Origin of the sequence: Zhongshania marina (assembly GCF_002915595.1) — a bacterium.
GTDB lineage: Bacteria > Pseudomonadota > Gammaproteobacteria > Pseudomonadales > Spongiibacteraceae > Spongiibacter > Spongiibacter marinus_B.
Genome location: NZ_PQGG01000002.1, coordinates 125,293 through 138,885, shown reverse-complemented (window position 1 = coordinate 138,885; position 13,593 = coordinate 125,293). Strand labels below are relative to the sequence as shown.

Below are 13,593 nucleotides of genomic sequence, written 5' to 3'. Positions count from 1 at the left end.
ACCCGTAGTGCATTTAGGAAGGAGGTAAGTTACTCACCCTCATAAAGAGGTTATCATTAGTTTACGAGAAAAATGGTAACGAGATGAGTAACTTACACAGCGTTTATAGCAAAATTCTGTCTCTTTTGCACGAAATTGAGCCAGCCGATAATTTTTTGAATCAAATCAGAACACCTAAGCTAAGCGATAAGGAGCTACTCGCGCTCAGTCTTGCAGCTGAAACACTGGGCATTGATTCAGAACACTTTTTGTTCAAACAGCTGCCTGCGTGCATCAATGGGAAAATTGAGCGCTCCGTTTATAACAGAAGAGCGCGAAGGTTGAGTTTTAAATTAGAAGAAATCAGAAGCGCTATTGTCACGCGATTAGATGTTGATAACGATATAAATATTGTCGATAGCATGCCATTGGAAGTGTGTAAAATGAGTCGATCTAATCGCAGTAAAATTTGCCAAGAATTTGAATCTAGCTCGCCAGATTTTGGTTTTTGTGCAGCACAAAATATGCGCTACTTTGGCTATAAGTTACACGCGGTTTGCTCACCGAGTGGCGTGTTAAAAATGTACGATATATCAAAGGCTTCGGTTCATGACATCCATTACCTAAACGATATTGAAGGCCAGTTAAACAATTGTGTTTTGATTGGCGATAAAGGGTATTTGAGCAGAGTTTGGCAAACAGATTTATTTTCATCAAGTTGTATCAATTTGCAAACACCGATGCGAAAGAACCAGAAAGAGTTTAGAGACTTTCCGGCTAAATATCGTAAAGCCAGAAAGCGGATCGAAACATTGTTTTCACAACTTTGTGACCAGTTCATGATACGGCGGAATTATGCAAAATCGTTCAAGGGTATTTCGCGCAGAATTGTGACAAAGATAGCGTCCCTCACATTAATTCAATGGTTCAACCAACGTGAAGGGAATAAATTAAACAACCTGAAAGTGGTCATTTCCTAAATGCACCACGGGTATATTTATACTTCTTTCGCCACGGGCGATAGCGCAACCTCAGACAATATCAATGACGTTAATGAACGAATTTCGAAGGGTGAGTTTGATTTTGCGTGTTTAGGACGCGCTCTGATTGCAGATCCTGAGTGGGTCACGAAGGTGGGGAGAAATGTACCTTGCCAGTCATTTTCTATGGAGCAGCTTGGGAGCTTGTACTGATTTCATGCTAAGTCAGCGATTTAGTGTCAAATGTTATGCCTAAATGAATTTCAACATGGCGCCGCGTTGATTTAAGCATATTTTCGACTGTTATTTCGTCAGTTATGGATCTTGTCAGCGCGACGGTTCCTACCACCATTGCGGTTAGCGGCGCTATGTCAGATTCGTTTATCTGAGAAAATGTTTTGGCGTAAGCCCATACCTTTTTATTTACTGCAGCGTAGGCGTCGGCAAAGATTTGGCGAGTTTCAGAGTCTCGTAGCGCGATGTCACTTGTTAAAAATGCCAGTGGGCAAGGGTTGTTGCCATTAACGTGTTCTAGGCTTAGATAGCCGTCCAAAATATCAGTTAAGTGTTCTCTCTCATTACGCCACGTATTGCATTCACTGTTTGCTAGCTTACTGTTGGCGAAGGCATATTCGATGGCGCATCGATACAGTTCGGTCTTATTTTGAAAGTGTGCATAAAACCCACCGCGGGTCATCCCGCAATTTTCCATGACAGCGTCGATAGTGACTTCCTCATAGCTCCTGCTTGAGTAGAGTTTGTAGGCGCTTTCAAGAATTTTTTGCCTGCTAACAATTTTGCGTGTTTTGGAATAAGGCATGCGGCTACCTAAATATGTTCTTTATCATATATAAAACCATGATTACACTTTTTAATAAAGTTGTGTTTTCTAAGGGGACGCTAATGAGTGGATTTAAAATTATAGGGATGGCATTAAAACTATTGCCTAAGGCGGTGCAGCTAAATGTTGTTGTTAAATTGGTGTCTAGGCCAATGCGTATTCCATCAGCTGGGTCGGAGTTGAGTAGGCTTGCTGAGTCGCGCAATTACGGTGCAAATGGAAATAAAGTAGCGTGGTATATCGGCACTGGTCCGCTCATTGTCTGCGTGCATGGTTGGGGCGGTGCAGGTGCTGAGGATATGGGTAAACTTGCTATAGCGCTTTCTAAGTTGGGATTTACCATTGCGGTATTGGATTTGAGTGGTCATGGCGCATCTCCCGGTAAATCAATTGGATTTGGCGTGTTTATTAGAGATATTTGTGAGTTTAGCGAATCTTTAGATCAGCCCATCTACGCTGTTGTAGGTTTTTCAGCGGGTGGACTTAGTTTGATGGCGGCGAGATATTTGGGAAAAGTTTATGCAAAAAAATATATTTGCATCGCGTCGCCTTGTAAGCCGTATCCGCCATTAAAAGAAGCTGTGAAGAGTTTGGATCTGTCTGAAGAGTTGACGGCAAAGTACCAAGAGTATTTAGCGTCTGAATTTGGTGTACCCTGGGACGACATTACCAAGCGCTGCTTTGCTTCTTGCGATGATCAGCAGCTTTGTTTGATTTACGACAACACCGATACATTTGTTAAACCGGCGGACGCAGATGAAATTGCCAGTATATGGAAGCGCGCATTGGTGGTTAAGACAAACGGCAATAAGCATCGCTTAATGCCGGTCGCGGATGAGGTGATTCAGGCGGTTGCTGAGTTCATTGTTGGTAATCGTTGATGCGAATAAGCAGTTATTATAATCGCTGATATTTATAGCGCTGTTTATTCCCGACTACGTAAAAGTAATTATCTTCACTTTAGACGTATTCCCTTCAGAATATGCGAGAGCGCAATGTCTAGTGCTTTATAGAACTCTTTGATTAGCTTGGCTTGCTGGTCACTTTGATAATTCCGCGTCAAATCCAGTGCGCCAAGCAGCAGCGCATTAAATAGCATTTGTACTTGCCGTGCTTCGCCGCTGCTTAAGCCAGCCTCTTTAAAGTAGGTGCTTATTTCGTCTATGAGGCGGTAGGCGCTTTCTGGGTATTTGTTTTCTAAGCTAAAGCGCAAGGCATGGCGGGCTAGCTCAGGGTAGGTCATGCAGAGATCTAAACCGGTTTTGGTTAGCGTAGAGAAACGCTTCTGCCAAGGTAGTGAGGGTGAGGGTACTTTCCAGTTGGCGAGTGTGGAGTTGACCGCCAGATCGTAAAGTTCCTCTTTGTTTTTTACCATGGTGTACAGGAGGCGAGCAGAAACACCCACTTCACTGGCGAGCTTGCGCATAGACAAGCTGCCAGGACCATCACGTTTTTCTATGGTTAAAACCGCGCTAATTAAATCGGCGCGGTTGGGTGTGGGGGTATCATCCTTACGTCGACGGCCTCTTTTTGGAGGAGTAGGTGTATTGTTGACGGCGTTAATCTTGGCCGGTTGTTTTGGCATCAATTGTGTCCCAGATTACTGGCAGTGCAGTGGGGCTACGAAAACTTTTACCGCGAATATGAGCATCTTGCTTAACAACTTCATCATCGTCAAAACGCAGGCCTGGTAAAGCATCGAACAGCTTGTTTAGCGCAATTTTGATTTCTAAGCGTGCTAAATGCAAGCCGATGCAGGTGTGTACGCCATTGCCAAATGTAATGTGGCGAAGTGGTGAGCGGTGGATGTTGAAGCGATCACTATCGTCAATGAATTCTGGGTCGTGGTTGGCAGCGCCTAGCAGGGGCAGTACCACTGCATTGGCTGGAATAATGGTGCTACCTATTTTACTTTCACGCAGCGCAATACGAGGTGTAAGCTGGACAGGTGGATCTACCCGCAAGGTTTCTTCTAATGCTTTGTTGACTAAGCTGCGATCATTGCGAACATCATTGAGTTGCTCGGGGTTGGAAAGTAAGTGGAAGAGAGTGCTACCTAGAGCGCGGTAGGTGGTTTCGATACCGGCTGGTAAGAGCAGCAGTAAGAAGGAGTAAATTTCTTCGTCATTTAATTTTTTGCCATCGATCTCAGCGTGGACCAGCTCGCTAATCATATCTTCACGTGGGTCGCTGCGCCGTGCTTCGATAAATGGCGCCAAATAGACGCGGACTTCTTTCGCGCATTCTGCGGCTTTGTCTGGGTCAGCAGCGCCCTCTAAAATGCCTACCGCCCATCGTTGAAATTGTTCAAAGTTTTCTTGTGGCAGGCCAATAACTTGACCGACGACACGCGCAGGGTAAGCAAAGGTAAAGTCTGCGACTAAATCGGCTTTATTGCCTTTTGCTTTCAGGTTGATGATAAGTTCATCTACAACTACCTGAATTAAACTTTCCTCCCATTTGGTGAGGAGTTTGGGGCGCAGTGCTGGCGCCACTAGATTGCGGTAGGTGGCGTGGGCGGGTTCGTCCATACCAACCAGAATATGATCTCCCATCACGCTACCAAACATGTTCTGCATGATGGCGTTTGAGAAATCCTCATTGTTGCGTAAGCACTCAGCTACTTCGGCGTGGCCATAAAGGTATACAAGGGTGCCAGCATTTTCGCCATAGCGGTCTGTTTCAATTTCAACTCGGTTTTTCTCGCGGCGAGCAGCCCACTCTGGGTAAGGATTACGGGCATCACCAGGCGGATCAACTGGTGTCTCCATGTAGAGTAGCCGATCAACGAAGCCATCTTTTTCGCTAGTGTTCTGATGGAAGGGGCAATCAGAATCTGCAGCGTGTATAACGTCAGTATTAGAGGCTGATGGTGTACTTGGTTTGACGGCGGTACCGGATAGTAGTTTACCTAAGGTGCGTTTCAGCCAGCTCGGTTTTGTCTTGCGGCCTCCACCCGCTAAGGCGTCCATATCAAAAAAGGTGGTCATACTTTGACCGAGCTTTAAGTTGCCACGGGTTTTCATTTTACCGGTCATGACCGCGACCATGCCGTTGGTTTCTCCGGTCAGTACTTTTTTCATGACGTCGTCGTCAGCGCTTAAGGTCAGGCTGGGGTTAGCGGCATGCCCAGCACTGAATTTACAGGCTCCGTTTTTAATACTGAGATAGCAGGGCTCGCTAATATCAAATTGAAAAACAGCGTCGGCATTGCCGGCTACCTCAGGGAGGAAGGCGGCGGGGAGTTGTTCAATTAGTTGTTTGGCGCTCATGAGTTGATCCTGTTATTAGGGTAATGGTACTTGTGTAGGTATTAATTCAACGCTGTAGATATATTCTTTTAAAAAACTGACGATATGTCAATTGGGTGTCCAAACTTTAATGTTTTGTTACTTATAGCAAGTGGGTAAGTTCAGTGCTATTGGTAATGGTAGCCAGTGGCGCCAGCATGTGATGAAGAATAGCGTCGTGGGCTTCTTGGCTGGAGCCAGCGATAGCGTCTTCAGGAATGATGACCTGATATCCACGGTCAAGCCCGCCCAGCAACATGCCCGGTATTGCCGCGTTAGTTGATACCCCTGCCAGCACTAAACATTTGCAATTTAAGTTGTGAAGCAATGATTCCAGCTGGTTGCCGTAAAATGCAGTCATGCCAGAATATCGGCGCACAATGTGATCGCTCGCTTGGGGTGCAAGGTCGGCGACGACGTCAACCTGCGGGCTGCCTTCAACAAGCCCATTTTTTTGACGAATATAGGCGACGGCGGGATTATTTATGCTGACACCAGCAAAGTCAGCGCGGTGCTCTACGTTAATGTAAATTACCGGTAGGCCACGCTCCCGAAATGCCGTTGCGAGAGCGGCGATTTTGGGTACGATCTGGCGTTGCCGGGCGTGCTGGGTAATGGCAGGGAGTACGCTATGCTCTGCCTCAAGAAGGCCGCGTTGACATTCATTTATTAGCAGAGCGCTCTGAGCTAGTAAGTCGAATGCTTTCATTGATTGCTTGTCCTAGCAGTAGAGTTTTCGCAAGCTAACCTTGTCGATTTTCCCTGTGGGCATTTTTGGAATACTGTCAGCAAAAATCACCGTACGTGGTTTTTTGTAGCTAGCGATCATGGTTTGGCAGTGGCTAATAACGTCAGCTTCACTCAGGCTCGCGCCGTCACGCATAACCACAACGGCGCAGACTGACTCTCCCCATTTATCGTCTGTGCGACCGATAACCGCACATTCGGCAATAGCCGAATTACTAAGAATGGCGTCTTCTACTTCGCGGGAGTATATGTTTTCGCCGCCAGAGATAATCACATCCTTTTTGCGATCGACCAAATACAGCATGCCGTCTTCGTCATATAAGCCAACGTCACCGGTATAGCACCAGCCATCTCGGAATGCCTCTAGAGTGGCTTTATGGTTATTCCAGTAACCCCGCGCCATCGCGGTGGACTGCACTACAATTTCGCCGGCGACTTCCGGCGGGCATATATTGCCATTGTCGTCTTCGATACGAATACGGGTACCTGGGAAGGGTTGGCCTACTGAGGTGAGCCAGCGTTTTTCCCGCTCACTGCCCTCTGGGCGATGTTGTTCGCGAAGCAAGCCTGAGCTGAATACTTCAGTTTGGCCGTAGAGGTTAATAAATATCGGGCCGAGTAAGTCCATGCCCCGCTTTAGCAAGGGCAAGGGCATCGCCGCTGCCGAGTACACGATGGTGTGTAGCTTGCTGAAGTCACACGTTTGCAAATTGGGGTGGTCGAGAACCATCTGCACTAGGGTCGGTGCCAAATGAAGAATACTAACGCCGTCGTCATTGACCGCCTTGAGTAATTCGGCGGGGTCGAATTGGCGGTGAAGTACTACCGTGCCACCGCGAAAATGGATGCCCATGCCCATCGCCATAGCGCCGATATGAAAAAGCGGCATAACCAATAAAATGCGGTCATTGGGGCCGGAGCGGGTCTCGACTGACATGGTTTGCGCGCCAAGGCGCATTTCGCGCTGGCCAAGTATACAGCCCTTGGGTTTGCCGGTGGTGCCGCTGGTGTAGATCAATGCAGCGATATCTTCTTCGCGGGCACGAAAGCTTGAGCCCTCGGGTTTGCCGGTGGCGATAAAGGCTTCGTAGTCGCTGGCCCAGTCGACGTGGCCGTCAATGCATACATAGGTTTTGATACTTGGGAGTTGCTCGCGAAGGCTGGCAAGCAGTTCTGTGTACTGGGCTTCAAAGAACAGTATGCTGGGGGTGCTGTCATTGATGATGTGAGCAATTTCTGGCCCAGCAAGTCGGAAGTTAATGGTTGATAAGATTAAGCCACTCCACTGGCAGGCAGCCATGAGTTCGCCGTAAGCGAGGTTGTTCATCGACAATACGCCAACGCGGTCTTGGCGCTGCAAGCCGCTGATTTCAGTCGCAGAGGCGATGCGTTTGGCGCGATGCAGGAGCTGACGGTGCGTAATGCTATTGTCGCCCAAAAGATAGGCGGCTTGATCAGAAAAGCGCTGAGCATTGTCTTCCAGCGTGTCAGCAAGTGTAAAAGGCACGTGGTTTCTCACAATTATCTCTCTTTGTTATCTAGGTGATGATTGGTTTTTATTGCAGCTCAGTAAAACTGCCACTTGAAAACTGAATATATGTTAGTTTATTATCTATTGCAATGTTTGCATAGAGACCGATAAAAGCAATGAACTTGTATTTAACTGACGAACAAAACATGTTGCAGGAATCAGTGGCCCGCTTATTTGCCGCTGAATCTAGCGGTGAGCGAGTGCGCGCCGTCGAAGGCACAGGTTTCGATCCGGCCTTATGGCGGCAGTTACAGGATATGGGTTTGAATTTAATGCGTCTTCCGGAAGAGGCTGGTGGTCTAGGCAGTAGCTTGCTAGACGCGGTGCTGGTAGCCGAGCAGGCTGGGCGTCATCTCGTCTCGGTGCCATTGATAGAACACATGGCAGCTTCACGCTTATTGGCACAGTTTGGCGGTGATCTCGTGTCAGCGGCGCTGACGAAACTCGCAGAGGGTGCGCTAATCACCTTATTGCCTCAGCCGTTTATTAGTCGCCAAATGCCGGTAAACGGCGCCGCCGTGGCGGATTATGTTGTGCTTGCCGATGACAATGCAGTGTATCTACTGAGCAAGGAACAGTTTAGCCCTATTGCCAATCTAGGTAGCGGTGCGCTGGCGGTGTTGAATGATACGGTTCATTTAAGCGATTACACCGTGGCCGAGGGCGTTGAAGCCCTGGCTGAATTCACTGCTGCCTGTGATGAATGGCGTGTGCTATGCGCCGCTGCGCTCAGCGGTTTGGCTGAGCAGGGTCTGCGTATGGCTGCGGAATACGCAAATGAGCGCAAGGCCTTTGGTGTACCGATTTCAAGTTTTCAAGGAATTTCACATCCTTTGGCCGACGCGATTTCACAAGCCGAGGGCGCCCAACTACTTAGCCGCAAGGCCGTCTGGGCATTGGCCACCGGTCGCAGTGACGCAGCAGCGAGTGTGGCGATGGCGTTTTGGTGGGCCGCTGATATCAGCTCTAAGGCAATGGCCAAGGCCTTGCGGACTTTTGGCGGCTACGGCGTGTCTTTAGAGTACGACATTCAAATGTATTATCGCCGTGCTAAAGCATGGCCGGGATGCGCTGGCGATGCCCAGCGGGCATTGCTCGATGCCGCCGATCGCCTGTGGCCAGAACAGCGCTCCGTGGTGCCAGTGACCAAGCTTGTAGACGCCGGCGAAAATCATCAAGACTACAGCTTGGGTGCTGACGCTGAGGCTTTTGCTGAGCAAACTCGCGCCTTTTTTGCCAAGCATATGACGCCAGAATTGCGTGCCCATGCTCACCACTCCGTCGACGGATTTCACCCTGAATTTAATAGAATAGCCGCTAGCGAAGGCATGTTGTTCCCTCATTGGCCTGCGGAATACGGCGGCCTTGGCAAAAGTGCCTATGAGCAAGCGGCGATGGTCGCCGTGATCGAGGCCGAGGGCTGGGAGCATGTTACGGCGCCCATCACTAACCAAGTTGCACAGATTGTCATGCGTTTTGGCACCGAAGAAGCCAAGGCCGAGTCCTTGGCGCGCTTTGGTTCGGGTGAATCACTGGCCTGTATGGGATTTACTGAGCCGTCCTGTGGCTGTGACGTGTTTGCGGCTAAAACCTTTGCTGAAGTTCAGGAGAGTGGTGATTGGTTGATTAACGGCCAGAAAATTTTTACCACCGCTGCCAACCTTGCTGACTACTGTTTCTTATTAGCCAGAACCAATAGCGAAAAGCCCAAACACAAGGGCTTAAGTGTGTTCTTGGTACCTATGAATCTGCCCGGCATTGAAGTTCACGCCGTGCACACCTTGCAGGATGAACGCACTAATATTGTGTACTTCAGCGATGTGAAATTGCCGGCTAAATACTTGGTGGGCGAAGTAGACGGCGGCCTCAAGGTGATGGCATCTACTTTAGAGATGGAACACGGCTCGGCGGATCAGTATCGCCACGGTCATGTCACTGCCTTCCACGCCGCTGAAAAATGGGCGCTTGCCGCCGAGCGCGATGGTCAGCCCTTATTGGCAGACAATCAAACGGCCAGCCGTTTGGCGCGCGCTAAAGTGCATTTAGAAGTTTCTACATTACTTTGCTATCGCGCTATATGGTGTATGTCAGAGCAAATTCATAATCGCTACTGGGGGCCGATGGCGAAATTATTTGCCACCGAATACTACCAGCGCGACGCCGACGATTTAATGGATATGTGTGCGCCATACAGTGTCATTCAGCAGCGCGACGGCCTTGGTCACCTCGAAGTTGGGTATCGGCAGTCCATTGGCACGACTATCTATGGTGGCACTAGCGAAGTTCAGCGCAGCTTAGTTGCAGAGCAAGCTCTTGGTCTAGCACGTTCACGCGGATAAAAAGTTTTAGGAGAAATAGCATGGAAAAATTTCCCCGAGGGAAATCCGCGATAGTCGGCGCTGCCACCTTTGGTATGGGCGAGGCTCATGGCTATAAGGCAATGGATTTGGTGGCGCGATCTGCGCATCTGGCTTTGGCTGATGCCAATTTAAAATTGAGCGATGTCGACGGCTTATTTGTGTGTACTGGCGACGACGCGCTGTCGGGTTTGGCGGCGGCGGAATACCTCGGTATTCGTCCGCGCTTTACCGACAATAACCGCACGGGTGGCTCAGCATTTTTCTCCCACGCGATTAATGCCGCAATTATGTTGGAAATGGGCTATATCGATACCGCGCTCATTTGCTACGGCAGCAACCAACGCACGGGTGCAGGCGGCTTGGTGTCTATGCGTCAGGCCTCGCCTTATGAAAAGCCCTACCGGCCGCTGAATCCGCTGTCGTCTTATGCACTGGCTGCGGCGCGGCATATGTATGAATTCGGCACTACCGAAACTCATTTGGCTGAGGTCGCTGTGGCGGCGCGGGCATGGGCAAATTTAAACCCCGACGCCTTTATGTTTGGCAAGGGCGAGCTAACAATTGAAGACTGCATTAGCTCGCGAATGGTGTCGGATCCGCTGCGTAAAACCGATTGCTGCCTGATTACCGACGGTGGCGCAGCCATTGTCATGACCCGCACTGATCGCGCCAAAGATCTAGTGAAAAAGCCGGTGTATTTATTGGGTGGCGCGGCGGCAGTGTGGCACTCTAATGTCGATCAAATGGAAAACCTCACGGTGACCCCTGCCGCGGAATCGGGTCAGCGCGCCTTTGCTTTGTCGGGCTATAAACCCGCCGATATGGACGTGGTAAATGTTTACGACGCGTTTTCGATCAACACTATTTTATTTCTCGAAGACTTAGGCTTTTGCCCCAAGGGCGAGGGTGGCAATTTTGTTGCTGGTGGCGCTATCGCACCGGGGGGGAGTTTGCCAGTCAACACCAATGGCGGCGGCTTGTCCTGCTGTCATCCGGGTATGTACGGCTTGTTTACTATAATAGAAAACTGCATGCAATTACGTGGTGAAGCAGGGCTGCGGCAAGTCGCCAACGCTAATCTCGCCGTCTCTCATGGCAATGGTGGCACCTTGTCCAGTGAAGCAACATTGGTCTTAGGCACTGAGTCAACACTATAAAAATCTCGCAACGGAGTGAGCAATATGTCTTTTTTTGATCGTTATGAATTCTTTAAGTTTGAGCGTCGTGGCAAGGTGCTTAATATTATTTTGAACAACCCAGAGAAGCTGAATGCGTTCAGCGAAATTGGCCATAAAGAATTGTCGCGGGTGTTTTTTGATGCGGCTGAAGATCTGGAGAGTGAAATTATTGTCGTGACCGGTGCCGGCCGTGCTTTCACTGCCGGTGGTGATTTGGAATATATGCAAAAGCTGCGGGACAATCCTGAGTTAATGCACCGTACTATTCGCGAAGCCAAGCGTTTTGTTTACACCTTACTCGATTGTGAAAAGCCGGTAATTTGTAAGGTTAACGGTGACGCGATTGGCTTGGGTACCACCCTGTCTTTCTTGGCTGACATCACTTTCTCAACAGAAGCTGCGAAGTTTGGTGACCCGCACAATAACGTCGCATTGATTGCCGGTGACGGTGGCAGCGTAATTTGGCCACAGCTGATGGGCTATGCCCGCGCCAAACACTATTTGTTTACCGGTGAAGTTATCAAGGGTAAAGAAGCCCAAGAGATGGGCTTGATTCACAAGGCAGTTGCTCCAGAAGAGCTGGATGCTGCGGTAGACGCTTACTGTGATCGCTTATTGGCGATGCCGATGCAGTCGATTCGCTGGACTAAGCAGGTGGTTAATATCCCATTAAAGCAATTGGCTCATAGCATGATGGATGCGGGTATGGCGTACGAGCATATTGCCGGTCAGACCGAAGATCATCAGGAGGCTATTAACGCCTTCCGTGAGCGTCGTAAGCCGGTTTTCCAAGGTAAATAAGTAAACCTTGAAAACGGCGAACCATGTCTAGTAATGGATAATGGTTTCGTCGTTTTTACATGAGAATTCACATCGGGAAAGATCATGAGCGAATCCAAATCATCGGACAGCCCCATTGTTCTGCGCAAGCAGGGTGCGATCACCCATATTGAGCTGAATAACCCCAAACGCCGCAATGCCCTCAGTCGTGAAATGACCACGCTTTTGGCCGATGCGCTGCGCGAAGCCCATGCCGACGAAGATTGCCGAGCCATTGTCTTAAGTGGTCGTGGTGACCATTTTTGTGCTGGCGGCGATGTGTCGGCCATGCAGGCCGATAGACCAATTCTTGGATCTCGCCAGCGCATTGAGCACGCTCACCATATTGTGCGTTTACTTGCTGCGGGCCCAAAGCCGGTGGTGTGCGCTGTTGAGGGGGTGGCTTTTGGTTTGGGAATGTCATTAGCTCTCGCGAGTGACGTGGTGGTTGCAGCTGAAGGCAGTTCAATGTGCGCTGTGTTCAATAAAGTGGGGCTTGTTCCCGATATGGGTTTGATGTGGACACTCGCCCAGCGGGTAGGTGTGGCAAAAGCCAAGCAATTGTTTTTCAGTGCCGAGGTGTTAGATCGGTCATCTGCGCAGGCATTGGGTTTGGTTGATCACGGTGCGGTCAAGGGTAGCGCGATTGATGTTGCTTTTGGTTGTGCTGAACAGTTCTGCACGGCGGCGCCGATGCCGATTGCCTTGATTAAGGCCGCATATGCCAAGGGTTTTGGCTCTTTGGAGGATGCTCTACGCGCCGAGGTAGATTATCAGCCGGCACTTTATTTAAGTGAAGATCATCAAGAAGGGGTTAAGGCGTTTTTTGAAAAGCGCAAACCGAGTTTTAAGGGCAAATAGAACCCCAAAAGCCAAGCCTCACTGACAGGAAATGAATATACATGGCGGCTAGCTATCAAAAATTACTGGCATTAAAAGTGCCAGAAAAGAGCGTGCACTACACAGCGAAAGACGTCCAGCTTTATGCGCTCAGCTTAGGTATGGGGCGCGATCCAATCGATAGTGCTGAGCTTGATTTTGTTTACGAAAAAAACTTAAAAGTGCTGCCGAGTTTATCGATGACTCTTGCTCATCCCGGCTTTTGGGCGCGGGATTTAGATAGCGGATTAGACTGGGTGAAAATTCTTCACGCCGGTCAGTCAATGGTGATGCATCAACCCCTACCCAGTGAAGCCAATATTGTGGCCCGCAGTCGTATTGTCGATGTTATCGACAAGGGCGAAGGCAGGGGCGCTTTGGTTTATTTTGAGCGCCAGTTGATCGATGAAGATAGTGGCAGCTTGTATTGCACCATGGTGCAGACCGTATTTTGTCGCGGCGATGGCGGTATGGGTGGTAACCCTGAGTTAAAGCCGGTAATTCATCGGATTCCCGAGCGCCCGGCGGATGCCTCGCTCTTGCGTCAAACTTCGCCACAGATGGCCTTGTTGTATCGCTTAAATGGCGATATGAATCCGCTGCACGCCGACCCAGAAATAGCCAGAAAAGCTGGTTTTGAGCGGCCGATCTTACAGGGGTTGGCGAGCTTTGGGGTGGCCTGTGAGAGTTTGATTGCGCTGTGTTGTGACAATGACCCTACGCGCTTGGAGAGTATGGATTGCCGCTTTAGTGCGCCGGTCTACCCTGGTGAAACCCTGCGTACTGATGTGTGGCATGAACCTGACGGGACTTATTTTAGAGTGTCGGTTGCGGAGCGTGAAGTGCGAGCCATCGATAATGGTTTCATGGCGGTTCGAGCGAAAATTAACTCGGCAGTAATATAGATATCTTTTCGATTTTAATGTGCGCTATTAGCCTTAAGCAGACCGAGCATCGAGCCGACTTAAGGACTGAATTTTTTGCTTTGA

General features: G+C 49.3%; 12 protein-coding genes. 7 read left to right on the top strand and 5 right to left on the bottom strand.

Annotation, left to right across the window (positions count from 1 at the left end; genetic code table 11):
• The first annotated feature begins 83 nt into the window (after positions 1-83).
• Entirely contained in the window at positions 84-959 is an 876-nt protein-coding gene (locus C0068_RS00660; protein WP_103682565.1) for an IS982 family transposase, read from the top strand.
• Between the two features lie 220 nt (positions 960-1,179).
• Here the strand turns inward: C0068_RS00660 and C0068_RS00650 are convergent, their stop codons facing one another.
• Entirely contained in the window at positions 1,180-1,779 is a 600-nt protein-coding gene (locus C0068_RS00650; RefSeq protein ID WP_103682563.1) for a TetR/AcrR family transcriptional regulator, read from the bottom strand.
• An 83-nt stretch (positions 1,780-1,862) separates the two neighbouring features.
• Between C0068_RS00650 and C0068_RS00645 the strand changes: the two genes are divergently transcribed.
• The gene (locus C0068_RS00645) at positions 1,863-2,681 is read left to right on the top strand and encodes an alpha/beta fold hydrolase (RefSeq protein WP_158249884.1); all 819 of its coding nucleotides are present in this window, start codon (positions 1,863-1,865) and stop codon (positions 2,679-2,681) included.
• Between the two features lie 74 nt (positions 2,682-2,755).
• Here the strand turns inward: C0068_RS00645 and C0068_RS00640 are convergent, their stop codons facing one another.
• The 4 genes from C0068_RS00640 to C0068_RS00625 all read right to left on the bottom strand — a co-directional run bounded on the left by C0068_RS00640 (position 2,756) and on the right by C0068_RS00625 (position 7,344).
• Entirely contained in the window at positions 2,756-3,385 is a 630-nt protein-coding gene (locus C0068_RS00640) for a TetR/AcrR family transcriptional regulator (protein ID WP_103682561.1), read from the bottom strand.
• On the bottom strand, positions 3,360-5,072 hold the full coding sequence (locus C0068_RS00635; RefSeq protein ID WP_103682560.1) for a cytochrome P450: 1,713 nt from the start codon (positions 5,070-5,072) through the stop codon (positions 3,360-3,362). Before C0068_RS00635 ends, C0068_RS00640 begins: the two co-directional genes overlap by 26 nt.
• 121 nt (positions 5,073-5,193) lie before the next feature.
• On the bottom strand, positions 5,194-5,799 hold the full coding sequence (locus C0068_RS00630; RefSeq protein WP_103682559.1) for a cysteine hydrolase family protein: 606 nt from the start codon (positions 5,797-5,799) through the stop codon (positions 5,194-5,196).
• Positions 5,800-5,811: 12 nt separating this feature from the next.
• Positions 5,812-7,344 (bottom strand): AMP-binding protein, encoded by a 1,533-nt coding sequence (locus C0068_RS00625; protein ID WP_199176071.1) that lies wholly within the window; start codon positions 7,342-7,344, stop codon positions 5,812-5,814.
• A gap of 140 nt (positions 7,345-7,484) precedes the next feature.
• On the opposite strand from C0068_RS00625, the gene C0068_RS00620 reads away from it, so the two are divergent.
• The 5 genes from C0068_RS00620 to C0068_RS00600 all read left to right on the top strand — a co-directional run bounded on the left by C0068_RS00620 (position 7,485) and on the right by C0068_RS00600 (position 13,509).
• Complete coding sequence (locus C0068_RS00620) at positions 7,485-9,707, top strand: acyl-CoA dehydrogenase family protein (protein ID WP_103682557.1); 2,223 nt, start codon at positions 7,485-7,487, stop codon at positions 9,705-9,707.
• A 20-nt stretch (positions 9,708-9,727) separates the two neighbouring features.
• Positions 9,728-10,885: a thiolase family protein gene (locus tag C0068_RS00615; RefSeq protein ID WP_103682556.1), complete on the top strand. Its 1,158-nt coding sequence runs from the start codon at positions 9,728-9,730 to the stop codon at positions 10,883-10,885.
• A 24-nt stretch (positions 10,886-10,909) separates the two neighbouring features.
• A complete protein-coding gene (locus C0068_RS00610) occupies positions 10,910-11,707 on the top strand; it encodes an enoyl-CoA hydratase/isomerase family protein (RefSeq protein ID WP_103682555.1) in 798 nt (265 codons plus the stop codon).
• An 84-nt stretch (positions 11,708-11,791) separates the two neighbouring features.
• On the top strand, positions 11,792-12,586 hold the full coding sequence (locus C0068_RS00605) for an enoyl-CoA hydratase/isomerase family protein (RefSeq protein WP_103682554.1): 795 nt from the start codon (positions 11,792-11,794) through the stop codon (positions 12,584-12,586).
• A 41-nt stretch (positions 12,587-12,627) separates the two neighbouring features.
• Positions 12,628-13,509 carry a MaoC/PaaZ C-terminal domain-containing protein gene (locus C0068_RS00600; protein WP_103682553.1) on the top strand — a complete coding sequence of 294 codons (882 nt, stop codon included), beginning with the start codon at positions 12,628-12,630 and terminating at the stop codon, positions 13,507-13,509.
• Positions 13,510-13,593: the final 84 nt, after the last annotated feature.

Bases quoted from the DNA above. Each gene is read 5' to 3' on its own strand.
- C0068_RS00650 (WP_103682563.1), bottom strand. From the start codon at position 1,779: ATGCCTTATTCCAAAACACGCAAAATTGTTAGCAGGCAAAAAATTCTT.
- C0068_RS00630 (WP_103682559.1), bottom strand. From the start codon at position 5,799: ATGAAAGCATTCGACTTACTAGCTCAGAGCGCTCTGCTAATAAATGAA.
- C0068_RS00615 (WP_103682556.1), top strand. From the start codon at position 9,728: ATGGAAAAATTTCCCCGAGGGAAATCCGCGATAGTCGGCGCTGCCACC.
- C0068_RS00635 (WP_103682560.1), bottom strand. From the start codon at position 5,072: ATGAGCGCCAAACAACTAATTGAACAACTCCCCGCCGCCTTCCTCCCT.
- C0068_RS00610 (WP_103682555.1), top strand. From the start codon at position 10,910: ATGTCTTTTTTTGATCGTTATGAATTCTTTAAGTTTGAGCGTCGTGGC.
- C0068_RS00640 (WP_103682561.1), bottom strand. From the start codon at position 3,385: ATGCCAAAACAACCGGCCAAGATTAACGCCGTCAACAATACACCTACT.
- C0068_RS00600 (WP_103682553.1), top strand. From the start codon at position 12,628: ATGGCGGCTAGCTATCAAAAATTACTGGCATTAAAAGTGCCAGAAAAG.
- C0068_RS00605 (WP_103682554.1), top strand. From the start codon at position 11,792: ATGAGCGAATCCAAATCATCGGACAGCCCCATTGTTCTGCGCAAGCAG.
- C0068_RS00645 (WP_158249884.1), top strand. From the start codon at position 1,863: ATGAGTGGATTTAAAATTATAGGGATGGCATTAAAACTATTGCCTAAG.
- C0068_RS00660 (WP_103682565.1), top strand. From the start codon at position 84: ATGAGTAACTTACACAGCGTTTATAGCAAAATTCTGTCTCTTTTGCAC.
- C0068_RS00620 (WP_103682557.1), top strand. From the start codon at position 7,485: ATGAACTTGTATTTAACTGACGAACAAAACATGTTGCAGGAATCAGTG.